Consider the following 23,857-nt stretch of genomic DNA (forward strand, 5'->3'; position numbering starts at 1 on the left):
GCGCCGATTGACTAAGGGTTCCTGGGTCAAGCTGATCTGCCCAGGGTAAGTCGGGACCTAAGGCGAGGCCGACAGGCGTAGTCGATGGACAACCGGTTGATATTCCGGTACCCGCTTTGAAACGCCCAATACTGAATCAGGCGATGCTAAGTCCGTGAAGCCGGCCCGATCTCTTCGGAGTTGAGGGTAGTGGTGGAGCCGACGAACCAGACTTGTACTAGGTAAGCGATGGGGTGACGCAGGAAGGTAGTCCAGCCCGGGCGGTGGTAGTCCCGGGGTAAGGGTGTAGGGCGTGTGATAGGCAAATCCGTCACACATTGAGCCTGAGACCTGATGCCGAGCCGATTGTGGTGAAGTGGATGATCCTATGCTGTCGAGAAAAGCCTCTAGCGAGTTTCATGGCGGCCCGTACCCTAAACCGACTCAGGTGGTCAGGTAGAGAATACCGAGGCGTTCGGGTGAACTATGGTTAAGGAACTCGGCAAAATGCCCCCGTAACTTCGGGAGAAGGGGGCCATCACTGGTGATCCGATTTACTCGGTGAGCTGGGGGTGGCCGCAGAGACCAGCGAGAAGCGACTGTTTACTAAAAACACAGGTCCGTGCGAAGCCGTAAGGCGATGTATACGGACTGACGCCTGCCCGGTGCTGGAACGTTAAGGGGACCGGTTAGCTGACTTTCGGGTCGGCGAAGCTGAGAACTTAAGCGCCAGTAAACGGCGGTGGTAACTATAACCATCCTAAGGTAGCGAAATTCCTTGTCGGGTAAGTTCCGACCTGCACGAATGGCGTAACGACTTCTCGACTGTCTCAACCATAGGCCCGGTGAAATTGCACTACGAGTAAAGATGCTCGTTTCGCGCAGCAGGACGGAAAGACCCCGGGACCTTTACTACAGTTTGATATTGGTGTTCGGTTCGGCTTGTGTAGGATAGGTGGGAGACTTTGAAGCAGCCACGCCAGTGGTTGTGGAGTCGCCGTTGAAATACCACTCTGGTCGTGCTGGATGTCTAACCTGGGTCCGTGATCCGGATCAGGGACAGTGTCTGATGGGTAGTTTAACTGGGGCGGTTGCCTCCTAAAGAGTAACGGAGGCGCCCAAAGGTTCCCTCAGCCTGGTTGGCAATCAGGTGTTGAGTGTAAGTGCACAAGGGAGCTTGACTGTGAGACCGACGGGTCGAGCAGGGACGAAAGTCGGGACTAGTGATCCGGCAGTGGCTTGTGGAAGCGCTGTCGCTCAACGGATAAAAGGTACCCCGGGGATAACAGGCTGATCTTCCCCAAGAGTCCATATCGACGGGATGGTTTGGCACCTCGATGTCGGCTCGTCGCATCCTGGGGCTGGAGTCGGTCCCAAGGGTTGGGCTGTTCGCCCATTAAAGCGGTACGCGAGCTGGGTTTAGAACGTCGTGAGACAGTTCGGTCCCTATCCGCTGCGCGCGTAGGAATATTGAGAAGGGCTGTCCCTAGTACGAGAGGACCGGGACGGACGAACCTCTGGTGTGCCAGTTGTCCTGCCAAGGGCATGGCTGGTTGGCTACGTTCGGAAAGGATAACCGCTGAAAGCATCTAAGCGGGAAGCCTGCTTCGAGATGAGTATTCCCACCCCCTTTGAGGGGTTAAGGCTCCCAGTAGACGACTGGGTTGATAGGCCAGATGTGGAAGCCCGGCAACGGGTGGAGCTGACTGGTACTAATAGGCCGAGGGCTTGTCCTCAGTTGCTCGCGTCCACTGTGTTAGTTCTGAAATAACGAACGGCCGTGTTGTTGCCCGGTGTTGGTTAATTTCATAGTGTTTCGGTGGTCATTGCGTTAGGGAAACGCCCGGTTACATTCCGAACCCGGAAGCTAAGCCTTTCAGCGCCGATGGTACTGCAGGGGGGACCCTGTGGGAGAGTAGGACGCCGCCGAACAATTTTCCGGGAAAGCCCCGCACCTCTGGTGCGGGGCTTTTCTGCGTTCACGATGCCCCTTTGTCACCCCCGTGCATGTGCCGGCGAAGGCTGAGGGTAGGGTCAGGGGCATCATCGGCACGTTCACAGGAGGCCCCCGGGTGGAGGTCCAGGAGACTCGGGTTCAGACGGACCGGGTCCTCACCATCCCCAACATCCTCAGCATGGCGCGCCTTGTCGGGGTACCGCTCTTCCTGTGGCTGATTCTTCGCCCGGAGTTCGGCGGGCCCAAGAGTGATGGCTGGGCGCTGCTCGTGCTGATGCTCAGCGGCATCAGCGACTACCTCGACGGTAAACTCGCCCGCCGATGGAACCAGATCAGCAGCCTCGGGCGGCTCCTGGACCCGGCCGCTGATCGCCTCTACATCCTTTCGACCCTTGTCGGACTGACCTGGCGGGAGATCCTTCCACTCTGGCTCACGGCGGCACTCCTGGCCCGTGAACTGATGCTTCTCGTGATGGTCGGAATCCTGCGACGCCACGGCTATCCACCACCCCAGGTGAACTTCCTGGGGAAGGCGGCTACGTTCAACCTGATGTACGCCTTCCCCTTGTTGCTGCTCAGCGATGCAAGTGGTTGGCTTGGATCGCTCGCCGCTGTTTTCGGATGGGCGTTCGCAGGATGGGGTACAACGCTCTATTGGTGGGCAGGGATCCTCTACGTGGTTCAGGTCCGCCGACTCGTCAAGGCGGATGCAGTAGCCGATTGAGCTCGTTTGATGCGGTGCCGCGCAGTGTGGCCGGTCCGCGGCTGAACTCTGAGATGTTGCCCTGACGGGCGAAGTCGGCTAAACCGTCGTCTCTTCAAGGAGGACGTTTCCGACATGAAGGCCGTCGTGATGGCTGGTGGTGAAGGCACACGCCTTCGCCCCATGACTTCCAGCATGCCCAAGCCGCTCCTGCCCGTCGCCAATCGGCCGATCATGGAGCATGTGCTGAGGCTGCTGAAACGGCATGGGCTCAATGAGACCGTCGTGACCGTCCAGTTTCTCGCCTCCCTCGTCAAGAACTATTTCGGCGACGGCGAAGAGCTCGGGATGGAGCTCACCTATGCCAACGAGGAAAAACCTCTCGGGACAGCCGGCAGCGTAAAGAACGCCGAGGAAGCGCTCAAGGACGACACCTTCCTCGTCATTTCCGGTGATGCGCTCACGGACTTCGACCTCACCGACCTCATCGCCTTCCACAAGGAAAAGGGCGGACTGGTCACCGTGTGCCTGACCCGAGTTCCGAATCCACTGGAATTCGGAATCACGATTGTCGACGAGGCGGGCCAGGTCGAGCGATTCCTGGAGAAGCCCACCTGGGGCCAGGTCTTCTCGGACACCGTCAACACGGGCATCTATGTCATGGAACCCGAGGTCTTCGACTATGTCCAAGCCGACGTCTCGGTGGACTGGTCCGGTGATGTCTTCCCGCAGCTCATGAAGGAAGGCAAGCCCATCTACGGCTATGTCGCCGAAGGCTACTGGGAGGACGTGGGCACGCATGAGAGCTATGTGAAGGCTCAGGCCGACGTCCTGGAGCGCAAGGTCGACGTCGAGATCGACGGCTTCGAGATCTCGCCCGGTGTGTGGGTTGCGGAAGGCGCCGACGTCCATCCTGACGCGGTGCTCCGCGGACCCGTCTACATCGGGGACTACGCGAAGGTCGAGGCCGGTGTCGAGATTCGCGAGCACACGGTCGTCGGTTCGAACGTCGTCGTCAAGACCGGGGCGTTCCTGCACAGGGCCGTGATCCACGACAACGTCTACATCGGCCAGCACTGCAATCTGCGCGGCTGCGTGATCGGTAAGAACACCGACATCATGCGGGCTGCCCGCATCGAGGACGGTGCGGTCATCGGGGACGAGTGCCTGGTCGGTGAGGAATCGATCATTCAGGGCAATGTCCGGGTCTACCCGTTCAAGACCATCGAGGCCGGCGCCTTCGTCAACACCTCGGTGATCTGGGAGTCGCGGGGCCAGGCACATCTCTTCGGCGCCCGAGGTGTCTCAGGAATCCTGAACGTGGAGATCACGCCGGAGCTCGCCGTCCGGCTCGCCGGTGCGTACGCCACCACCCTCAAGAAGGGTTCGACCGTCACCACAGCCCGTGACCACTCCCGTGGCGCCCGTGCGCTGAAGAGGGCCGTGATCTCGGCGTTGCAGGCCAGCGCCATCGACGTACGGGACCTGGAGAACGTGCCGCTTCCGGTCGCGCGTCAGCAGACCGCTCGGGGCAGCGCGGGCGGGATCATGATCCGTACGTCGCCCGGGGTGCCTGATTCGGTGGACATCATGTTCATCGACGAGCGGGGGGCAGACCTCTCCCAGGCGGGGCAGCGGAAGCTGGACCGGGTCTACGCCCGCCAGGAGTACCGCCGGGCCTTCCCGGGAGAGATCGGGGATCTGCACTTTCCGTCCAGCGTCTTCGACTCCTACACCGGGGCACTGTTGCGCAATGTGGACACCACAGGGATCTCTGCCGCCGGTCTCAAGGTTGTCGTCGATGCGTCCAACGGCAGTGCCGGGCTTGTTCTGCCCAGTCTGCTCGGGCGGCTCGGCGTGGACGCGCTGACCATCAACCCCGGGCTCGACGAATCACGGCCCACCGAGTCCGCCGATACCCGGCGCTCCGGGCTCGTGCGGCTCGGGGAGATCGTGTCCTCGGCGCGGGCCGCGTTCGGCGTGCGCTTCGACCCGGTCGGGGAGCGGCTCTCCCTGGTCGACGAGCGGGGCCGGATCGTTGAGGACGATCGGGCTCTTCTGGTCCTGCTCGATCTGGTGGCCGCCGAGCGGCGCAGCGGCCGGGTGGCGTTGCCGGTGACCACGACGCGGGTCGCCGAGCAGGTCGCCGCCTACCACGGCACACAGGTGGAATGGACGACGACGTCGCCGGACGACCTGACGCGCGTGGGACGCGAGGAAGGCACCATCTTCGGAGGCGACGGGCGGGGCGGTTTCATCGTTCCCGAATTCAGCAGCGTCTTCGACGGTTCGGCAGCCTTCGTGAGGCTTCTCGGGCTCGTTGCGCGGACGCAGCTCACGCTCAGCCAGATCGATGCCCGGATTCCCCTGGCGCATGTGTTGCGCCGCGACCTGGCCACGCCCTGGGCCGTCAAGGGACTGGTCATGCGTCGCGTGGTGGAAGCCGCCGGGGACCGTGACGTCGACACCACCGATGGCGTGCGGGTCGTCGAGGCGGACGGGCGCTGGGTGATGGTGCTTCCCGACCCGGCCGAGGCCGTCACCCATCTGTGGGCGGAGGGCCCCGACGACGCCTCGGCGCAGGAGCTGCTCGACGAATGGTCGGCGATCGTGGACAGCGCAGGTCAGTGACCTGCCGCCGGTGCGCCGGAAGGTGTCGTGCAGACGCCTCCCGGCGCACGGGTGGGGCCATTCGGCGGTAGGAGTCGCGGCGTGCGACGATGTGCGGCATGTCGCAGCAGCCCCCCGATCGGAGTACCGCCTCGCCGCCCGCGCGCCCTGACGCGTCCATGTCGCTGCTGACCAATGTGATGGACCACAGCCTGGACGACGGCTACGCCGAGGCCACGGCCAAGCGCAAGGCCGACGGGAGTGCGGCCATGCCCCGCACACTGAAGGCGAAACTGGGCCTCGCGGCGGGCCTCGTACTGGCTGCTCTCGTCGTCACCCTGGGCGCCGCGGAGGCGCGTGTATCGGCGCCGGTCCTCGCCAAGGAGCGCGAGGAGCTCATCGAACGTATCGACACGGAGACGTCGGCAGCCGACAAGCTCGAGTCCCAGGTCGACAAAGCCCGTGACGACGTGGGTGAGCGGCAACGTAAAGCGTTGGAAAAGCATGGCGGGGACCAGGGGCAGCTCGTGGCGCTGCTCTCCGGGGCGACCGCCGTCAAGGGACCCGGTGTGAAACTCGTCGTCGACGATGCCAAGGACACCGACCAGGGCGGCGGCGGACCGCGTGAGACCACTGGCTTCACCGACACGGGGCGGGTGCGCGACCGGGACATGCAACGGGTCGTCAACGGCCTCTGGCAGTCCGGCGCGGAGGCCATAGCCATCAACGGCCAGCGGCTGACGGCCCTGTCGGCGATCCGCGCCGCGGGCGACGCCATACTGGTCGACAACAAACCGCTCGTGCCGCCGTACACGGTGCTTGCGGTGGGGGACGGGAAGCGGCTCAGCACCGCTTTCGAGGACAGTGCCGACGGCCAGTACCTGAGGGCGCTGAAGGACACCTTCGACATCCGGACCAGCATGTCCGTCCAGGACGAGGTGCGCCTCCCGGCTGCGCCCAGCCTCATCGTACGAACAGCAGAGCCGAAGGCCGCAGACACCGGCAGTGGTGCGGCAGACACAGGGAAGGGCACATCGTGATCGCCGTACTGGGCCTCGTCGTGGGAGTCGTGGTCGGACTGTTGGTCCGGCCCGAGGTGCCGGCGGTGGTCGAGCCCTATCTCCCGATTGCTGTCGTGGCTGCTCTCGATGCAGTCTTCGGTGGTCTGCGGGCCATGCTCGACGGCATCTTCGTCGACAAGGTCTTCGTGGTGTCGTTCCTCTCGAACGTCGTCGTCGCCGCACTGATCGTGTTTCTGGGCGACAAGCTGGGTGTCGGAGCGCAGCTCTCCACCGGTGTGGTCGTCGTCTTCGGTATCCGCATCTTCTCCAACGCCGCGGCTATCCGCCGGCACGTCTTCCGGGCCTGAGGCCGATGAGTAACGAAGAGCTTCCCCGTGACCAGGAGCGCACCGGCGAGCAGCAGGCCGACATGTCCGAGCAGCTCACGGGGCGCCAGCGGCTGATCGCCGGGCTGTGGCCGCCCCGGGTCACCCGCGCGCAACTCATCGTGGCGCTGCTGCTGTTCGTCCTGGGGCTGGGTCTGGCGATCCAGGTGCGGTCGAACAGTGACAACAGCGCACTGCGCGGTGCCCGCCAGGAGGATCTGGTCCGCATTCTCGATGAACTCGATGACCGTACGCAGCGTCTTGAGGATGAGAAGCAGCGTCTGGACGATCAGCGTACGGAGCTGGAGAACAGCTCGGACCAGGCCGAGGAGGCCCGTAAGCAGACCGTGGAGAAGGAACGGCAACTCGGTGTCCTCGCGGGCACCGTGGCGGCACACGGGCCCGGGATCACGCTCACGATCAACGATCCGGGGGACGCGGTGCAGGCGGACATGCTGCTCGACGCCCTCCAGGAGCTGCGTGCGGCCGGGGCGGAGGCGATCGAGGTCAACGGGGTAAGGGTGGTGGCCAATACGTACTTCTCCGGCGATGCTGGCGCCATCAAGGTCGACGACCGGTCCATCTCCGCGCCGTACGTCTTCAAAGTGATCGGCAAACCGCAGGATCTGGAGCCGGCGCTGAACATCCCCGGTGGTGTCGTGCAGACGCTGGAGAAGGAGCAGGCGACCGTGCATGTGGCGCAGGCCGACGACATCGTCGTGGACGCCTTGCGACCTGCGGAGCAGCCTGACTACGCTCGGTCGTCATCCCAGTGAGGGCGCCGGACACGGGGCTCGAAGGACACGGGCAAGAGGTTGCGGGGGGTCGCCGCATCGTAATGGTGGCGTGTGGTGGAAACTGTCGAGTGGATACGGACGTTGTGAAGATGTCCGGGTCGGCAGGTGTGTTCAGTCAGGGTTCGTCCTGCCCCACGGGCGGGTCTGTTTCGGTCAAGGGGAATCGCCCGTGAAGTTGTTTGCGAAGTTGTTCGGCAAGAGCGCCCGCGATGACGCGGCCCGTCATCGCGCACCGCGCCATGGCCAGGTCGAGGAGCAGGGCACTGATCGCCCGCTCTTCCGTGACGAGGTGTCGGGTCCGGGCGGTGACATTTCGGGTGGAACCGGCGCGTCGTCTGTTGACCCTGCCGGTCCGGGCCGCATAGGTTTCGGGGATCCATCAACCTCAAGTGCGGGTGGAGGGTTTGGGTCCATGCCGGTCTGTACGAGGTGCGGCCATCGCAACGCCGAGGCCAGTCGTTTCTGTTCCAACTGTGGTGCACCGCTGCGTGGAGGCGCGTCTGCGGAGCGTCCTTCGGAGACGACGTCGACCATCTCCATCTCCGGTCTTGAGGCGTACGAGGCGGAGGCGACGGGCCAGACGCCCGTGCCCTCCCTCTCACCGGAGGCCCAGGCCGCCGTCGACGCCCTGCCGCTCGGCTCGGCGCTCCTGGTGGTGCGTCGCGGTCCGAACTCCGGCAGCCGCTTTCTGCTGGACAGCGAGCTGACCACGGCCGGCCGCCACCCGCAGAGCGACATCTTCCTCGATGACGTGACGGTCTCCCGCCGTCACGTGGAGTTCCGCCGGAGCCCCGACGGCAGCTTCACGGTCGGGGATGTCGGCAGCCTCAACGGCACGTACGTCAATCGTGAGCGCATCGACTCCGTCGCGCTGTCCAACGGCGACGAAGTGCAGATCGGGAAGTACCGGCTGGTCTTCTACGCAAGCCAGCGGGGCATCTGACCCGTCAGGGAAGGTCCATGCTGAGAACACCGACGGGCGGTGCCGGTCACGGCACCGCCACCGCCGACGACCGGGCCATGAGCATCGGCACGGTGCTCCTGCAGCTGCGGGACGAATTTCCCGAAGTCACCATCTCCAAGATTCGCTTCCTGGAGACCGAGGGGCTCGTCGAGCCGCAGCGGACCCCCTCCGGCTACCGCAAATTCCGCCCCGAAGACGTCGAGCGGCTGGCGCAGGTGCTGCGGATGCAGCGGGACCACTATCTTCCGCTCAAGGTCATCCGCGAGCACCTGGACGCCCTGGCCCGCGGCGAGCAGGTGTCCCTGCCGGCCCCGGGCGGTCCGCGGGACCTGACCGACGGTTCCTGGGACGGCGAGTCCTGGCGGGCCACCGCGGCCCGGATCGGGCGTGCGGAGCTCCTGGCCGCCGCCGAGGTCACCGAGAGCGAGCTCGAGGAGTGGGAGTCGTACGGGCTCATCGCTCCGACGGCGGAGGGTGGCTACGACGCCGAGACGGTGACCGTTGCCAAACTTGTGGCGGATCTGGGTCGATTCGGTCTGGAACCGCGTCATCTGCGGGCGATGCGCGGGGCTGCGGAACGCGAGGCCGGTCTGATCGAGCAGGTGGTCGCGCCCTTGCGCCGACACCGGAATCCGCAGACCAGAGCCCATGCGGAGGCCAAGGCGAAGGAGCTCGCGGAGCTCTCCGTGCGGCTTCATTCGGCCCTTGTGCAGACCGCTCTGCGGATCCGGCTCCACTGAGTCGCGGGGGAGCCCGACTACCCAAACCTGCCGAGCACGTCCTAGGGTTGCTGTGTGAACGAGCTCGACGTTGTGGGTGTCCGGGTGGAAATGCCCTCCAACCAACCGATCGTTCTCCTGCGTGAAGTGGGAGGCGACCGGTACCTCCCTATTTGGATCGGTCCTGGTGAGGCGACCGCGATCGCCTTTGCCCAGCAGGGCATGGCTCCGGCCAGGCCGCTGACCCATGATCTCTTCAAGGATGTGCTCGAGGCCCTGGGCCAGGAGCTCACCGAGGTCCGCATCACGGACCTCAGGGAAGGGGTCTTCTACGCGGAGCTGGTCTTCGCCGGCGGGGTCGAGGTGAGCGCGCGGCCGTCCGACGCCATAGCGCTCGCGCTGCGCACCGGCACGCCGATCTACGGCAGTGACGGGGTGCTCGACGACGCGGGGATCTCCATCCCCGACGAGCAGGAGGACGAGGTCGAGAAGTTCCGGGAGTTCCTGGACCAGATCTCGCCGGAGGACTTCGGTACCAACAGCCAGTGACCGTCCAGCAGGGTCGCTGTCAGCGCATTCGACAAGCCTTTCCCGGGAACGGGACATGGCAAACCACCCTCAGGGTGATTATCACTCGGCGTGCCGAGTGTGGCGATCGTTGACGCACCCCGAGCGACTGCCTACCTTCGAGATGGCAGGTCAAGGACGGAGGTCGGCGTGAGAAGCAGCGGCGACGGTACGGCAGCGGGTGGGTCGTACCGGCAGCACGGAAGTACAGCCGACCACACCATCAGGCAACCGGTTCAACCGGCGGCGATGGCGGGGAACGGGGCGGCTGCGGTCGGCGACATCGGCTATCGCGGGCCGACGGCGTGCGCGGCGGCGGGGATCACTTATCGGCAGCTCGACTACTGGGCGCGCACCGGGCTCGTCGAGCCGAGCGTGCGGCCGGCCTACGGATCGGGCACGCAGCGCCTCTACAGCTTCAGGGACGTCGTCCTGCTGAAGATCGTGAAGCGCTTCCTCGACACGGGCGTCGCCCTGCAGAACATCCGCACCACGGTCCAGCATCTGCGGGCCCGGGGGTTCCAGGACCTTGAGCGGATGACGCTCATGAGCGACGGCGCGACCGTCTACGAGTGCTCCTCGCCCGACGAGGTCGTGGATCTGCTCCAGGGGGGCCAGGGGGTCTTCGGTATCGCCGTCGGCGTGGTCTGGAGGGATGTCGACGCCGCCCTGTCGCAGCTGCACGGCGAGCGTGTGGACACGGGCGAGACGCTGATCGGCCATAACCCCACCGACGAGCTCGCACGGCGGCGCAACCGCGCCGTCTGACGGGCCGCGGAGCCGGGAGCGGCGATTGTCAGTGCCGTAGGGCAGCATCGGTTGATGTGAGAGCCGCGCCCACCATCCTGCATCTGGACATGGATGCCTTCTACGCCTCGGCCGAGCAGGCGGCGAAACCGAGCCTGCGCGGCAAACCGGTCGTGGTCGGCGGGCTGGGACCCCGCGGGGTCGTCGCCACCGCGTCCTACGAGGCGCGGCGCTTCGGGGTGCACTCGGCGATGCCGACTGCGCAGGCCCGGCGGCTGGCGCCCAATGCCGCCTACCTGGTGCCCCGCTTCACCCTGTACCGGACGGTGAGCGACCAGGTGATGGGGTTGCTGGGGCAGCTGTCACCACTGGTGGAGCCGCTCAGCCTGGACGAGGCGTTCGTCGATCTGGAGGCCGGTGGGACTGCCGACGACACCGCCTCGGCGCGGGCCATCGGCGAGCAGCTGCGCGACGCCATCAGAGCCGTCACCGGACTCACCGGCTCGGTGGGCCTCGCGGGTTCCAAGATGCTGGCCAAGATCGCCTCGGAGGAGGCGAAACCGAACGGGCTGCTGGTCATCGAGCCGGGCACTGAGCGGGATCTGCTCGCCCCGATGTCCGTACGGATCCTCCCCGGCGTGGGCCCCGCCACCGGGGACCATCTGCGGCGGGCCGGGATGACCACGGTCGACGACCTGGCCACGGCCGGCGAGGCGGAGCTCGTACGACTGCTGGGGAAGGCGCACGGCGTCGCGCTGCATCGCATGGCTCTCGGGTACGACGACCGCCCCGTCGTGGCCGAGCGCGACGCCAAGTCGGTGTCGGTCGAGGACACCTTCGACATGGATCTGCACGACCGGATCCGGGTCAGGACGGAGGTCGAGCGCCTGGCGGACCGTTGTGTCCAGCGGCTGCGGGCCGCGGAGCGCTCGGGACGCACCGTGGTGCTGAAGGTGCGCAGATACGACTTCTCGACGCTCACGCGGTCCGAGACGCTCCGGGGGCCGACGGACGACCCCACAGTGGTCAGAGAGGCCGCTGCGCGGCTCCTGGAGGCTGTGGACACCACCGGAGGGGTGCGGCTGCTCGGTGTGGGCGTCACGGGGCTCGCCGACTACACGCAGGAGGATCTCTTCGCCCAGGCAGCCGGTGAGAGGGCCGCGCCCGAGGTCCCGGCCCGTGAGGAACAGGACGCGGGCGGCCACGGGGACGAGCCGGCGGACGGGGCGCAGGAGCAGGAGACCGCCGAACAGCTCGCGGCCCGGCGCTGGCCCGCCGGGCACGACGTATGCCATGACACCTACGGCCACGGCTGGGTGCAGGGCAGTGGGGTGGGCCGGGTGACCGTGCGGTTCGAGGAACCCGAGTCACCGCCCGGCCGGGTGCGGACGTTCCGTGTCGACGATCCGGAGCTGCAGCCGGCCGATCCGCTCCCGCTGGTGCGTGATCCGGTGGATTACTCGTCCTGGCCGGCCAGGCTGCCGAAGTCCCGGTCCGGGCCCGGCTCGTCGGGCGGTGAGTCCAGGCCGTAGTGCCGGTAGAGCTGAAGCTCCTGTTCCGGCGAGAGATGGCGGCCCACGCCGAAGTCGGGTGCGTCCTTGATCAGCGCACGGTCGAAGGGGATCCGAAGCACGTCGTCGACGAATTCGCTGGGCTCAAGCGGCACGAAGGCGTCCCTGCTGAACAGTCCGGTACGCACGGCTGCCCACTCGGGTATGCCGGTCGCGTCGTCGAGATACACCTCGTCCACAGTTCCGATCTTGGTGCCCTTGCGGTCGAATGCCTTGCGCCCGATCAGGTTGCGCGGATCGATGTCGGTCTGCACGGTCCCTCCCATTGGTCGCGGCTACTCCACAGGCTCTACGAAAGTGCAGATTCGGGCTGTCGGCCACTTGAGAATTCGGTCGCGAGGCCCGCTGGTAGGCTGGTGATGGCTGCTGACCCCGTGCGGGAGAGTCTTCCGGAGCACATCCGGCAGGCGCCGAAGGAGCAAATCCTCCCCGGAATCTCTCAGGCCCCCGTACCGCACGGACGAGGTCACTCTGGAAAGCAGGGCGGGTTTCGTGGCGGCAGCAGCCGGGACGGATCCCTCCCTCACCGACGGTGAAAGCTGGTATGCCTCAGGGCGCACCGGTGAAGCTCTCAGGTTGAGATGACAGAGGGGGAGGCCGTCCGGGCACCCGCGCCGTGGTGCCCCTCGCAGGTCGTGACAGACCAGGAGGCCTCCACCATGACCCCCCGTCGCACTCCGCTCTCCCAGCTGGAGCAGGGCATCCCCTTCGAGCAGCGCCACATCGGCCCCGATGCCGAGGCGCAGGCGAAGATGCTCGCCCAGGTCGGATACGGCTCGCTCGACGACCTCACCGCGGCCGCAGTGCCCGATGTGATCAAGAGTGCGGAGGCGCTGCAGCTGCCGTCGGCCCGTACCGAGGCCGAGGTCCTTGCCGAGCTGCGCACCCTTGCCGACCGCAACCAGGTGCTCGCCCCGATGATCGGGCTCGGCTACTACGGCACGTTCACCCCGCCGGTGATCCTCCGCAACGTCATGGAGAATCCCGCCTGGTACACGGCCTACACGCCGTACCAGCCGGAGATCTCGCAGGGCCGCCTGGAGGCGCTCCTCAACTTCCAGACGATGGTCGCCGAGCTGACCGGGCTGCCCACCTCCGGCGCCTCGCTGCTCGACGAGGGCACCGCCGCCGCCGAGGCCATGGCGCTCGCCCGACGTGTCGGCAAGGTCAAGGACGGCGTCTTCCTGGTCGACTCCGACACCCTGCCCCAGACCGTCGCCGTGATCGAGACCCGCGCCGAGCCGACCGGCGTCGAGGTCGTCGTCGCCGATCTCGCCGCGGGCATCCCCGCCGAGATCGCCGAGCGCGGTGTCTTCGGTGTACTGCTCCAGTACCCGGGTGCCTCCGGCGCCGTCCGCGACATCAAGCCCGTCATCGAGCAGGCCCACGAGCTCGGCGCGATCGTCACCGTTGCCGCCGACCTGCTCGCCCTGACCCTGCTGACCTCGCCCGGCGACCTCGGCGCGGACATCGCCGTCGGCACCACGCAGCGCTTCGGTGTGCCGATGGGCTTCGGCGGACCGCACGCCGGCTTCATGGCCGTACGCGAGAAGTTCGCCCGCAGCCTGCCCGGCCGCCTCGTCGGTGTCTCCGTCGACGCGGACGGCAACAAGGCGTACCGCCTCGCCCTGCAGACCCGCGAGCAGCACATCCGTCGCGAGAAGGCCACCAGCAACATCTGTACCGCGCAGGTGCTGCTCGCCGTGATGGCCGGGATGTACGCGGTCTACCACGGCCCCGACGGCTTGCGGACGATCGCGCAGCGCACCCACCGCTACGCCACGATCCTGGCCGAGGGACTGCGCGCGGCCGGGGCCGACGTCGAGACCGGTGCCTACTTCGACACGCTCACCGTGCGTGTCCCCGGCAAGGCGGCGGATGTCGTGGCCGACGCCCGCGACCGCGGGGTCAACCTGCGTCTTGTCGACGCCGACCGGGTCTCCCTCGCCTGCGACGAGACCACCACGCGTGCGCAGCTCGCCGCCGTCTGGGCCGCCTTCGGCGCCGACGGTGACATCGAGGCGCTGGACGCCGCTGCCGCTGACGCACTGCCCGAGTCCCTGCTGCGTACCGATGAGATACTCACCCACCCGGTCTTCCACCAGCACCGCTCCGAGACCGCGATGCTGCGCTACCTGCGCAAGCTCGCCGACCGTGACTACGCGCTGGACCGCGGCATGATCCCGCTCGGCTCCTGCACCATGAAGCTGAACGCGACCACCGAGATGGAGTCGATCACCTGGCCCGAGTTCGGCGCGCTGCACCCGTTCGCGCCGGCCGAACAGGCGGAGGGCTACCTCACGCTGATCCGTGAGCTGGAGGAGCGCCTCGCCGAGGTCACCGGCTACGACGCGGTCTCCATCCAGCCGAACGCGGGCTCGCAGGGCGAGTTCGCGGGCCTGCTGGCCGTGCGTGCGTACCACCGGGCCAACGGCGACGAGCAGCGGACCGTCTGCCTCATTCCGTCCTCCGCGCACGGCACCAACGCCGCGAGCGCTGTGATGGCGGGCATGAAGGTCGTCGTGGTGAAGACTGCCGACGACGGTGAGGTCGACGTCGAGGACCTCCGCGCCAAGATCGAGAAGCACCGCGACGAACTCGCCGTGCTCATGATCACGTACCCGTCGACGCACGGTGTGTTCGAGGAGCACGTCGCCGACATCTGTGCCGAGGTGCACGACGCGGGCGGTCAGGTGTACGTCGACGGCGCCAACCTCAACGCACTGGTCGGACTCGCCAAGCCTGGCCGGTTCGGCGGCGACGTCTCGCACCTGAACCTGCACAAGACCTTCTGCATCCCGCACGGCGGCGGTGGCCCCGGGGTCGGTCCGGTCGGCGTGCGCGCCCATCTGGCGCCGTACCTGCCGAACCACCCGCTGCAGCCCGCCGCGGGCCCCGAGACCGGTGTCGGCCCGATCTCGGCCGCGCCGTGGGGCTCGGCCGGTATTCTCCCGATCTCCTGGGCGTACGTACGCCTGATGGGCGGGGAGGGCCTCAAGCACGCGACGCAGGTCGCCGTACTCGCGGCCAACTACATCGCCAAGCGTCTGGAACCGCACTACCCGATCCTGTACACCGGCCCGGCCGGTCTGGTCGCGCACGAGTGCATCGTCGATCTGCGGCCGATCTCCAAGGCGACCGGGGTCAGTGTCGACGACATCGCCAAGCGTCTGATCGACTACGGCTTCCACTCGCCGACCATGTCGTTCCCGGTGGCGGGCACGCTGATGATCGAGCCGACCGAGAGTGAGAACCTCGCCGAGCTCGACCGGTTCTGCGACACGATGATTGCCATCCGCGGCGAGGTCGAGAAGGTGGCCTCCGGCGAGTGGAGCACGGACGACAACCCGCTGACCAACGCCCCGCACACCGCCGCCATGCTCGGCGGCGGGGAGTGGACGCACGCGTACAGCCGTGAGACGGCCGTTTTCCCGGCCGGAGTCTCGGCCGCCGACAAGTACTGGCCGCCGGTGCGCCGGATCGACGGTGCGTTCGGTGACCGCAACCTCGTCTGCTCCTGCCCGCCGCTGGACGAGTACGACAACTGACTCACCTGTTCGGGTGTGACGCGGACATGCGTCGGGGCCGGTTCGGAGATCTTCTCCGGGCCGGCCCCCGTTTCTTACGGGCCGCGGTCAGGCGGCCTTCATCACCCGGCCGGCGTCCAGCGGCCGGTGCGGAGCGATGATCTGCCCGTCCGGGAGCAGCTCACCGGTGTCCTCGAAGAGCAGGACGCCGTTGCACAGCAGGCTCCAGCCCTGTTCCGGGTGGTGTGCCATCAGGCGTGCGGCTTCCCGGTCGGCTGAGTCGGCGGTCGGGCAGGGTGGCTTGTGCTGGCACATGGCTGGGTTCTTTCGCTGCGTTGTAGTGAGTGTCCTGCGGCTTGATGAGGTGTTCATGGCCGCCCCCCGTATCAATCGGTCCGGTTCCAGTGTTGCCCTACGGGCGCCAATCCGCAGGGATTTCGCGGCAGCGCTGCTCCTACTCTCATGACGCGTCACCCGGCCGGACGGTTCAACACAACTGCACTGTCCCTTCGGGTGGTTCGGGGTGGCCGGACCGGACTAGTCCGGATGGGACCGGGGGCGCCCCCGCGGCCCCGCGCCGCGTGTTCCGCAGCATTGTGCCCCGCCACCGGAAACGGCGACGGGGCACAGTACGGCGTGCCGGAGGCGGGACGGGGTCAGGCCGGTGAACCGAGCAGGGGGCCGGGGCCGGGCGTGATGCGCAGGGTCATCACAGGGAGCAGATCGGCGACCCGGTGCGGGCGGTGTGCCGCGATACCCGGTGGGGCGGGAGCCAGCGGTACCAGAAGATCGGTGGGGGCGAGGGTGCCCCCGGACGGGTCGGCCTCGACGTCCTCGTGCAGCCACAGCGTCAGCATGTAGAGCTCCGGGATCGACAGCAGGCGGGGCTGGTAGTGGGGTGTCACCGTCTCCGTCTGGCGCAGGGCGAGTTCGGTCGAGGCGATGTAGGGACCCTCGAAGAAGTGCGAGAAGGCCCAGCCGTCCGGGGTGAGCATGGTGTCGGCCGCGGCGACGGCCCGCTCCGAGCTGCGGATCAGGAAACGCCATGCGGTCAGCCGGGTGCGTGGCGCGAGCCCGCTCGGGCCGATCCGGTCCAGTACATGGACGGGGAGCGGGAGTTCGGGGCTCAGAGGTCCCTGGACGGACCGGAGAGCCGGGGTGCGGGCCTCGAGGACTGCGGTGGGTGAACCGAGTGCCGTGAGGACGCTGCGCAGGGCAGGCGCGGGAGCCGGGGGAACATGCAGCGGCATAGTGGGTCGCCTCTCACTTCGGAGACACGGTGATGCGTGGGCGGGTGCAGACGGCGCTGTCGGCGTGCGGGGCCAGAGGAGGCCGGTGACTGGGCCGGTGCGTCAACTCTCTGCCTCGTCCGCGGAGTTTATACGACACGTGTTCACGCGGTGTTTCCACTAGCCGTCGCAGGTATTGCCGACAAGGCGGTATCGAGACTTTATTATGCGGAGATTCTGCTGATTCGGGGTGAGCCGCGCAGCTGCCGCCTGGTGTTTTTCCGCGGCCGCGGTAGGCCGAATCGCGTCGGCGTTTTCACCACCCGCCGGACGGCGGAAACTGCACGCTGCTACATGCCGTCGGAATGTGCCCGGGACGACCGCCATCAGATTACTGGGTCCGCGCTGTCCACGGGGGCGTTATGGATCACCTCCCCTGGGCATTATCGATCGTGACGCGAGCGGCCTGGGCCGCGGGCTGCCCACTTGCGGAGGGACTCTTCGATGGGGGAGAAGGTCGTGGCGGGCGCCTTTGACCTGTCCGATCGGCAGAGGTACCGGAGGAAACTCCACCTGTGCCTGGAGGGGCTGGGGAGGCTCCTGGCGGAGGAGAGGTTCGACCGCCCCCGCAACCTCATGGGCATGGAGATCGAACTCAATCTGGCGGGTTCGGACGGCCTGCCCCGGATGATGAATGCGGAGGTGCTCGAGCGGATCGCGAGCCGTGATTTCCAGACCGAACTGGGGATGTTCAATCTGGAAGTGAACATAGTTCCGCATCACCTGGAAGATCGTGTTTTCGATCAGCTGGCCGAGGAGCTCAGGACCGGTCTCGGATATGCGCATCGGAAGGCGGGCGAGGTCGCTGCCGGGATCATGATGATCGGAATGCTGCCGACTCTCGGCCGCGCGGACCTGGTCGCGGCGAACCTCTCGGACGTGGACCGCTACACGCTGCTCAATGATCAGATAGTGGCGGCGCGCGGCGAGGATTTTGCTCTCGATATCGAAGGTGTGGAGCGATTGGTCTGCACCTCCACCTCGATCACACCCGAAGCGGCCTGCACATCGGTCCAGCTGCATCTGCAGGTCACCCCGGCCCGTTTCGCGGACGTGTGGAACGCCGCCCAGGCCGTCGCCGCCGTTCAGATCGCCCTCGGCGCCAACTCGCCCTTTCTGTTCGGCAGGGAGCTGTGGCGGGAGTCGCGGCCCCCGCTCTTCCAGCAGGCCACCGACACCAGGCCGCCCGAACTGCAGAACCAGGGGGTGCGTCCGAGGACGTGGTTCGGCGAGCGATGGATCAGCTCGGCGTACGAGCTCTTCGAGGAGAATCTGCGCTATTTCCCGCCGCTGCTCCCGATCTGCGACGAGGAGGACCCGCTGCGGGTGCTCGACGAGGGCGGGGTGCCGGGGCTCCAGGAGCTCGTGCTGCACAACGGTACGGTCTACCGCTGGAACCGGCCGGTGTACGGCCTGGCCGACGGCGTACCCCATCTCCGTGTCGAGAACCGTGTCCTGCCCGCCGGGCCGACCGTCACCGACGTGATCGCCAACGCCGCGCTCTACTACGGCCTGGTGCGGGCGCTCGCCGAGGAGTCCCGCCCGGTGTGGACCAGGCTGCCGTTCGCCGCGGCGGCCGAGAACTTCGACACCGCCTGCCGCCGAGGCATCGACGCCGAGCTGGTCTGGCCCCGGCCGGGGCGGTCGGGCGGGCTGACGCGGGTGGCGGCCGTCAATCTCGTACGGGACGAACTGCTGCCGCTCGCCGCGGCGGGACTCGACGCCTGGAACATCGAGCCCGCAGACCGCGACCACTACCTCGGGGTCATCGAGGAACGCTGCAAACGGCGGGTGAACGGGGCGTCCTGGCAGGTGGACACGTACCACCGGGGGCTGGACGCCGGGCTCGGCCGGGACGCGGCGCTCGCGGCCACCACCCGCCGGTACGCCGAGTTGATGCACGCCGGCGAACCGGTGCACAGCTGGCCGGTGGGTCTCCCTGTGCCGTAGCCCGGTGGGTGTGCCTCAGCGCGCCCGGTGTCTGCCGTCCCCGGCCGGCGCCCGCCCGGGCACGGCTATTCCTGGGCCGCGCGGCCGGCCTGCCCGGCCGTCATCACCGCCTGCAGAATGACCGCCTGGATCTCGGCAGGGTCGTTGACCTGGTACCCGCCGCCACCGGTCACCTTGGCTATCTCCTCCACCTCCTCGCGGTCGGCATCGGGGCCGACCGCGATGGCGAGGAGCGGTACCGGGCGCTCGGGGTCGGCGATCCGCTTGAGTTCCGCGATCAGCCCGCTGCGGGAAATGGAGTTGTCGTCCTGGTTCGAACCGTCGGTAAGGATCACGACGGCGTTGAACTTGCCCTTCACATACGTCGACTGCGCCTCCTTGTAGGCGGCCAGCGTGGTGTCGTACAGACCCGTCGCACCGTCCGGTACCGGTTGCAGTGCGGCGAACGCCGCGGCGAGCTTCTCGCGGTGGGTGCCGCCGCCCTTCGCCGGGTCGCCGAGGCGGGCGGTCGGCACCAGCCGGCGGTAGTCCTTGGTGCCGTCGAGCGTGGTGGCGAACTCCCAGAGACCGATCTCGTCGTTCGGGGTGAACTGTCCGAGGGCCTGGATCAGCGAGGCCTTGGTGACATCCATCCGCGACTGGTTGCGCCCGGGGACGACGGTGGCCATGGAACCGGAGGCATCGACGACCGTCGTCAGCCGTGCGCTCTGCACCGTGATCGTCCACATGCCGAGCGTCTCCTGAAGCTCGGCGGCCGACGGTGCAGTGGCAGGTGACGTCGCGTACGGCTGCGGCTTCCTGCCGCCCGCCGATGAGACCAGCGATTCACCGGCCGTTCCGTCGGTGGTCCTGAAGCCATGCTTCGCCAGGGTGCGCTGCGCGCTCTCCTCGCCCAGCAGCGTCATGAACCGCAGGGCGGCCCGGCTCTCGCCTGTGCTCAGCTCCTTCTCGTCGACCAGTGTGTACGGGTAGTTGAGCAGCGGGGTGCCGTCCTTCGGGTAGAAGAGTGCGAGCTTTCCGCCGCCGGTCGCGCCCGCGTTGTGGGCAAAAGCGGCCTGCTCGGAGAGCAGCACCGCCTGGTTGCGCTGCGGGTTGCCCTCTTCGGCGCCCGAGCTGTCCTGCGCCAGGGTTTCGAGTACCTGGGCGTCGCCGTCGGACATGCGCTGAGCAAGCAGTTTGGCGGTGGCCGCGACCCTGGTGTCGCTGTCGCCGCCCTGCTTGTCGGACGACGCGGCGATGCTGGTGAGGGCCAGCAGGCCGGTGGCGCTGCGGCCGGGGTCGGCAGCGCCGAGGCGCACTTTGTCCGACTCCATGGATGAGGCCATCAACTCCGCCCAGGAGTACTTCTTCTTCGGCCAGCCGAGGGCCTTCGCCGCCGACGGGACCAGGGCGAGGGTCACCGGGGACGAGGCGATGGAGTCGCCCGGCGTGATCGGGATGCCGTCGCCGGAGCGCTTGGCGCGGTCCAGCCAGAGGTCGGAGTCGGGCAGCCAGATCTGATAGTCCGGGGTACGGGTGCCTGCGGAGAGTGCGTCGGCGACCTTGTAGGAATCACGGGCGACGACCTGGATGTGGAGGCAATGCCCGTCGGACTGTGTTTCGTCCGTGCGTGCCTTGTCGGCGACGGTACGCACGGAGGGGGCGATGTCGGGCGAGGCCATCACCGTGAGCCGTACCGCAGAGTCCTCGCACGACTTCGAGAACGACAGCACGCCATCCTGCACCGCGACTGCCGTACCTGCCGCCACGGCGAGGACGAGCATGGTGGCGATGACCACGGTGCGGCGGCGGCGCGGCGGAGAACCGTCCCCGCTGCCATCCGTCGCGTAGTCGTCGGGCAAGCTGTGACGTCCCATGTCGATGGTGCCCCTCCTTGAGGATGAACAAGGAAAAAGGGGACCACACCATCACCAATGGTGGTCGTCCCCCGGCCGGTCGCGCATGATCTTCGTACCTGCATTCGAGACCCTAGCGGGACGGGGAGCGGGATGAGATGCGAATGCACAACTGAAGGCAGGTGTACAGGTGACGGAGGGGCGCGTGGCTGATTCTTGTCCCCAAGAGGCCGTGTCACGGCGGATTCTGCGGTCCGAAACGGTGCTGGTACTGGCTCTCTCGCTGGGCGCAAGCGGAGTGTCTGCCCTGATCAGTTTTGTCGGATCACTGACGAAACCAGGGGGTTTGAAGGATCAGGCCGCGACGCTCAACAGTTCATACGCCCCAGGGCGGCCATGGCTGGATCTTGCCTGGCAGCTCTTCGGCATCGCCACGGCCCTGGTCCCCGTGGCGCTGGTGGCGCATCTGCTGATCAGGGAGGGCGTGGGCCTCCGGGCCATCGGCTTCGACCGGACCCGACCCGGGTCGGACGTGGGGCGCGGCACCGTGATCGCGGCGGGCATCGGCAGCGCCGGGCTGGCCTTCTATCTGGTGGCGCGGGCCGCCGGTTTCAATCTCACGGTGGTTCCGGAGTCGCTGCCCGATGTGTGGTGGAAGTTCCCGGTGCTAATCCTCTCCGCACTTCAGAACGCCGTGCTGGAGGAAGTGATCGTCGTCGGGTATCTGCTGCGCAGACTCGGGCAGTTGGGGTGGACGCCCATGGCCGCCCTGGTGGCGAGTTCGGTGCTGCGCGGCTCGTACCACCTGTATCAGGGGATCGGCGGGTTCATCGGCAACATGGTGATGGGTGTCGTCTTCGTGCTGCTGTACCGGCGGTGGGGGCGCGTCGGGCCCCTGGTCGCGGCGCATGCGCTGCTCGACATCGGAGCCTTCGTCGGATACGCGCTGCTGGCCGGAAAGGTGGGGTGGCTGCCCACTTTGTGAGGGGGCGGGAGAGGGGCGTACGGATCCCTCGCGTGCGCGGCAGCCCGTACGCCCATCCCGTCTGTCAGAACCTGGTCAGCAGTTCGCCGTCGAGGACCGTCACCGCGTTGCCCGTCAGCAGGGTGCGGTCGCCGCGCAGCGAGGTGTGGACCAGGCCGGTCCGCGCGGAGACCTGCAGCCCGGTCAGTTCATCACGGCCGAGCCGGGCGGACCAGAAGGGGGCCAGTGCCGTGTGGGCGCTGCCGGTGACCGGGTCCTCGTCGATGCCGACCCGGGGGAAGAAGCCGCGGGAGACGAAGTCGTAGCCGCGGGCCGGGTCCTCGGCGGGGGCCGTGGCGATGATGCCGCGCCGCGAGCATGAGGCCAGCGCGGCGAAATCCGGCGTCAGTGTGCGTACGGAGGTCTCGTCGGCCAGTTCCACGAGGAGGTCGCCGATGTGTTCGCCGGTGTCCAGCACGGACAGGGGCTCGGCGCCCAGGGCGGCGGCCAGCCCGGACGGGGCGGTGGCAGGGGTCAGTGGGGCCGTGGGGAAGTCGAGCGTGAGCGAGCCGTCGGGTTGGGCGGTGGCCGTGAGGATCCCGCAGCGCGCCGCGAAGCGCACCGTGCCGCTCGCCGTGCCGGTGGTGTGCAGGACGTGGGCGGTGGCGAGCGTGGCGTGCCCGCACATGTCGACCTCGGTGGCCGGGGTGAACCAGCGCAGCGCCCAGTCGGCCGCACCGCCCGGCGGCAGGGGATGGGCGAAGGCGGTCTCAGAAAGGTTCATCTCCAGGGCGATCTCCTGGAGGCGGTCGGCTTCGGGGAATGCTTCGGAGTCCAGGAGCAGGACGGCTGCGGGGTTGCCGGTGAAGGCGCGGTCGGTGAACGCGTCGACGATGCGAATCCTCATGGGACGACCGTAGAGGTTCTGCAGAGCGGCGGACCAAGGCCAATTCCAGGCCGCCGGCCCGGGATTCCGAGAGCCTCCCCGGGGCGTTACGGCCGGCGTCCCCACGCGGAGACGAGCGGAGCGGTGGCCAGATCGAGGCGTCCGGTGGCGACGTTCTCCAGGTGCCGGTCGATCTCCTCGTCGGTGGCGAGCCCCGACGTCACGAGCCGGTCGCGGATCTGGCGCACGGTGGCGGCCTCGAGGACGGTGCACGCCGGTGAGGTGATCGGGAAGTACGCATCGGCCTGCACATCGTTCAGACCAGCCTCGCGCAGCAGTCGGGGCAAGGTCCGGCCGTAGGCGAGGTCTGCACCGCGGGCCGCCATGAGTTCACGGAAGCCTGACCGGAGGCGATTGGCGAGGCGCTGTTCGGGGCCCGACTCGTCCGGGCACAGCAGCGGCTGCAATTGGGGGTCGGCGTCCTCCAGGAGGAGTGCACCGCCGGGCCGCAGCGCCTGAATCATGCGGCGCAGTGCCTCGGCACGGTCGGTGACGTGCACCAGGACCAGCCGGGCATGGACCAGGTCGAAGCCGCCGGGAGGCGGGGGATCGGCGGCGACATCGTGGCGCAGTACCTCGACGACGTCGTCCGCGGCGCCCTGCGCCCACGACACATCGATGTCCGTCGCGACCACCGCGCCGGTCGGACCGACTCGCGCGGCCAGGCCGGCGGGAACGGAGGGGCCGCCGGCTCCGACCTCCCAGCAACGCATGCCCGTGGTGATGCCGAGCCGGTCGACATGCCGGAAGGTCACCGGGTCGAAGAGTTCGGCGAGGGCGCCGAAGCGGATGCCCGCCTCGGACTGCCGGTTGTCGAGCAGGTAGCCGTGCTCCGGGCCGGGTGCAGTCATGTCGCATCGCCTTCGTCCTGTGCGTCTCGGGGCAAGTATGCAAGCTGACCTGTCTCAACGAAGATTCCGCGAATCTCGGCGAAGGTGAACGGTGCCCGTAGGTCTCACCGAAGGATGAGCGCCTGCTCGGCCTTCGGGCCGGGGACGCAACCCCGCACCGCCTACCTCCAGCGCCAGCGTGGTGGAACCGCCCCCACGGCTTCCAGCACCGATGACGGCCCGGCCGTCCAAGAAGACCGTCGCTGCATAGCCTGTGAGAAACCCCTACCCCCAGGCTCACGCTCGCACCGCCGGACGTGCTCGGCGGCCTACCGACAGGACGCTCGCCGCTGGAGCCGCCTCGCCTCACCAGACCAGTTCCTCCAACCACCTGCTGATACCTGCGAGTTCTGTCAGGGCCCCTTCCCAACAGCCAAGTCCTGGACGGGCTTGCGTCACTGGTGCTCGTATCTCTGCGGGCAACGAGCCCGCCGCGGACTCGACCCAACCCAATA

General features: G+C 67.5%; 19 protein-coding genes, 2 rRNA genes and 1 riboswitch (1 of these 22 running past the window's edge). Of the genes, 15 read left to right on the forward strand and 6 right to left on the reverse strand.

Annotated features, from left to right (window positions below):
- The 12 genes from OG972_RS34090 to OG972_RS34145 all read left to right on the forward strand — a co-directional run.
- A 23S ribosomal RNA gene (locus OG972_RS34090) occupies window positions 1-1,715 on the forward strand (it extends 1,410 nt beyond the left edge of the window).
- Window positions 1,716-1,794: 79 nt separating this feature from the next.
- Window positions 1,795-1,911, forward strand: a 5S ribosomal RNA gene (gene rrf, locus OG972_RS34095).
- A gap of 140 nt (window positions 1,912-2,051) precedes the next feature.
- A complete protein-coding gene (locus tag OG972_RS34100) occupies window positions 2,052-2,660 on the forward strand; it encodes a CDP-alcohol phosphatidyltransferase family protein (protein WP_266988138.1) in 609 nt (202 codons plus the stop codon).
- A 114-nt stretch (window positions 2,661-2,774) separates the two neighbouring features.
- A complete protein-coding gene (locus tag OG972_RS34105; RefSeq protein WP_266988140.1) occupies window positions 2,775-5,270 on the forward strand; it encodes a mannose-1-phosphate guanyltransferase in 2,496 nt (831 codons plus the stop codon).
- A gap of 98 nt (window positions 5,271-5,368) precedes the next feature.
- Window positions 5,369-6,289: a DUF881 domain-containing protein gene (locus tag OG972_RS34110; protein ID WP_266988142.1), complete on the forward strand. Its 921-nt coding sequence runs from the start codon at window positions 5,369-5,371 to the stop codon at window positions 6,287-6,289.
- Window positions 6,286-6,618 (forward strand): small basic family protein, encoded by a 333-nt coding sequence (locus tag OG972_RS34115; protein ID WP_023543062.1) that lies wholly within the window; start codon window positions 6,286-6,288, stop codon window positions 6,616-6,618. The genes OG972_RS34110 and OG972_RS34115 overlap by 4 nt, the downstream gene beginning before the upstream one ends.
- 5 nt (window positions 6,619-6,623) lie before the next feature.
- Window positions 6,624-7,412 carry a DUF881 domain-containing protein gene (locus tag OG972_RS34120; protein WP_266988148.1) on the forward strand — a complete coding sequence of 263 codons (789 nt, stop codon included), beginning with the start codon at window positions 6,624-6,626 and terminating at the stop codon, window positions 7,410-7,412.
- 190 nt (window positions 7,413-7,602) lie between these two features.
- Window positions 7,603-8,376 (forward strand): FHA domain-containing protein, encoded by a 774-nt coding sequence (locus tag OG972_RS34125; RefSeq protein WP_266988150.1) that lies wholly within the window; start codon window positions 7,603-7,605, stop codon window positions 8,374-8,376.
- 17 nt (window positions 8,377-8,393) lie between these two features.
- A complete protein-coding gene (locus OG972_RS34130; protein WP_266988152.1) occupies window positions 8,394-9,137 on the forward strand; it encodes a MerR family transcriptional regulator in 744 nt (247 codons plus the stop codon).
- Between the two features lie 54 nt (window positions 9,138-9,191).
- The gene (locus OG972_RS34135; RefSeq protein ID WP_037690563.1) at window positions 9,192-9,665 is read left to right on the forward strand and encodes a bifunctional nuclease family protein; all 474 of its coding nucleotides are present in this window, start codon (window positions 9,192-9,194) and stop codon (window positions 9,663-9,665) included.
- 168 nt (window positions 9,666-9,833) lie between these two features.
- Window positions 9,834-10,451, forward strand: coding sequence for a MerR family transcriptional regulator (locus tag OG972_RS34140; RefSeq protein ID WP_266988155.1), 618 nt, complete (start codon window positions 9,834-9,836; stop codon window positions 10,449-10,451).
- 56 nt (window positions 10,452-10,507) lie between these two features.
- Window positions 10,508-11,962 (forward strand): DNA polymerase IV, encoded by a 1,455-nt coding sequence (locus tag OG972_RS34145; protein WP_266988156.1) that lies wholly within the window; start codon window positions 10,508-10,510, stop codon window positions 11,960-11,962.
- Here OG972_RS34145 and OG972_RS34150 read toward each other — a convergent pair.
- Complete coding sequence (locus OG972_RS34150; protein WP_266988158.1) at window positions 11,887-12,267, reverse strand: PRC-barrel domain-containing protein; 381 nt, start codon at window positions 12,265-12,267, stop codon at window positions 11,887-11,889. The genes OG972_RS34145 and OG972_RS34150 overlap by 76 nt on opposite strands.
- 101 nt (window positions 12,268-12,368) lie before the next feature.
- Window positions 12,369-12,466, forward strand: a riboswitch (glycine riboswitch).
- A 194-nt stretch (window positions 12,467-12,660) separates the two neighbouring features.
- On the opposite strand from OG972_RS34150, the gene gcvP reads away from it, so the two are divergent.
- Window positions 12,661-15,549, forward strand: a complete 2,889-nt coding sequence (gene gcvP / locus OG972_RS34155; protein ID WP_266988160.1) for an aminomethyl-transferring glycine dehydrogenase — start codon at window positions 12,661-12,663, stop codon at window positions 15,547-15,549.
- Between the two features lie 87 nt (window positions 15,550-15,636).
- Here the strand turns inward: gcvP and OG972_RS34160 are convergent, their stop codons facing one another.
- Both OG972_RS34160 and OG972_RS34165 read right to left on the reverse strand, forming a co-directional pair.
- Entirely contained in the window at window positions 15,637-15,843 is a 207-nt protein-coding gene (locus tag OG972_RS34160) for a DUF5999 family protein (RefSeq protein ID WP_323135913.1), read from the reverse strand.
- 341 nt (window positions 15,844-16,184) lie between these two features.
- Window positions 16,185-16,778 (reverse strand): hypothetical protein, encoded by a 594-nt coding sequence (locus OG972_RS34165; RefSeq protein ID WP_266988164.1) that lies wholly within the window; start codon window positions 16,776-16,778, stop codon window positions 16,185-16,187.
- Window positions 16,779-17,261: 483 nt separating this feature from the next.
- Here OG972_RS34165 and OG972_RS34170 point away from each other — a divergent pair, with 483 nt between their 5' ends.
- Complete coding sequence (locus tag OG972_RS34170) at window positions 17,262-18,767, forward strand: glutamate-cysteine ligase family protein (protein WP_266988166.1); 1,506 nt, start codon at window positions 17,262-17,264, stop codon at window positions 18,765-18,767.
- 65 nt (window positions 18,768-18,832) lie between these two features.
- Here OG972_RS34170 and OG972_RS34175 read toward each other — a convergent pair whose 3' ends face one another.
- Entirely contained in the window at window positions 18,833-20,623 is a 1,791-nt protein-coding gene (locus tag OG972_RS34175) for a substrate-binding and VWA domain-containing protein (RefSeq protein WP_266988168.1), read from the reverse strand.
- Window positions 20,624-20,807: 184 nt separating this feature from the next.
- Between OG972_RS34175 and OG972_RS34180 the strand changes: the two genes are divergently transcribed.
- On the forward strand, window positions 20,808-21,587 hold the full coding sequence (locus OG972_RS34180) for a CPBP family intramembrane glutamic endopeptidase (protein ID WP_266988170.1): 780 nt from the start codon (window positions 20,808-20,810) through the stop codon (window positions 21,585-21,587).
- Between the two features lie 64 nt (window positions 21,588-21,651).
- On the opposite strand, the gene OG972_RS34185 is transcribed toward OG972_RS34180, so the two are convergent.
- Together OG972_RS34185 and OG972_RS34190 are read right to left on the reverse strand one after the other, a co-directional pair.
- On the reverse strand, window positions 21,652-22,473 hold the full coding sequence (locus tag OG972_RS34185) for a PhzF family phenazine biosynthesis protein (protein ID WP_266988172.1): 822 nt from the start codon (window positions 22,471-22,473) through the stop codon (window positions 21,652-21,654).
- 86 nt (window positions 22,474-22,559) lie between these two features.
- A complete protein-coding gene (locus OG972_RS34190) occupies window positions 22,560-23,363 on the reverse strand; it encodes a class I SAM-dependent methyltransferase (RefSeq protein WP_266988174.1) in 804 nt (267 codons plus the stop codon).
- Window positions 23,364-23,857 lie beyond the last annotated feature (494 nt).

The sequence above is a fragment of the Streptomyces sp. NBC_01669 genome (assembly GCF_026339735.1).
Lineage (GTDB): Bacteria > Actinomycetota > Actinomycetes > Streptomycetales > Streptomycetaceae > Streptomyces > Streptomyces yanii.

Coding starts and splice junctions, on each gene's coding strand:
- OG972_RS34105 (WP_266988140.1), top strand. CDS start 2,775: ATGAAGGCCGTCGTGATGGCTGGTGGTGAAGGCACACGCCTTCGCCCC.
- OG972_RS34110 (WP_266988142.1), top strand. CDS start 5,369: ATGTCGCAGCAGCCCCCCGATCGGAGTACCGCCTCGCCGCCCGCGCGC.
- OG972_RS34120 (WP_266988148.1), top strand. CDS start 6,624: ATGAGTAACGAAGAGCTTCCCCGTGACCAGGAGCGCACCGGCGAGCAG.
- OG972_RS34130 (WP_266988152.1), top strand. CDS start 8,394: ATGCTGAGAACACCGACGGGCGGTGCCGGTCACGGCACCGCCACCGCC.
- OG972_RS34150 (WP_266988158.1), bottom strand. CDS start 12,267: ATGGGAGGGACCGTGCAGACCGACATCGATCCGCGCAACCTGATCGGG.
- gcvP (WP_266988160.1), top strand. CDS start 12,661: ATGACCCCCCGTCGCACTCCGCTCTCCCAGCTGGAGCAGGGCATCCCC.
- OG972_RS34160 (WP_323135913.1), bottom strand. CDS start 15,843: ATGTGCCAGCACAAGCCACCCTGCCCGACCGCCGACTCAGCCGACCGG.
- OG972_RS34165 (WP_266988164.1), bottom strand. CDS start 16,778: ATGCCGCTGCATGTTCCCCCGGCTCCCGCGCCTGCCCTGCGCAGCGTC.
- OG972_RS34170 (WP_266988166.1), top strand. CDS start 17,262: ATGGGGGAGAAGGTCGTGGCGGGCGCCTTTGACCTGTCCGATCGGCAG.
- OG972_RS34175 (WP_266988168.1), bottom strand. CDS start 20,623: ATGGGACGTCACAGCTTGCCCGACGACTACGCGACGGATGGCAGCGGG.
- OG972_RS34185 (WP_266988172.1), bottom strand. CDS start 22,473: ATGAGGATTCGCATCGTCGACGCGTTCACCGACCGCGCCTTCACCGGC.
- OG972_RS34190 (WP_266988174.1), bottom strand. CDS start 23,363: ATGACTGCACCCGGCCCGGAGCACGGCTACCTGCTCGACAACCGGCAG.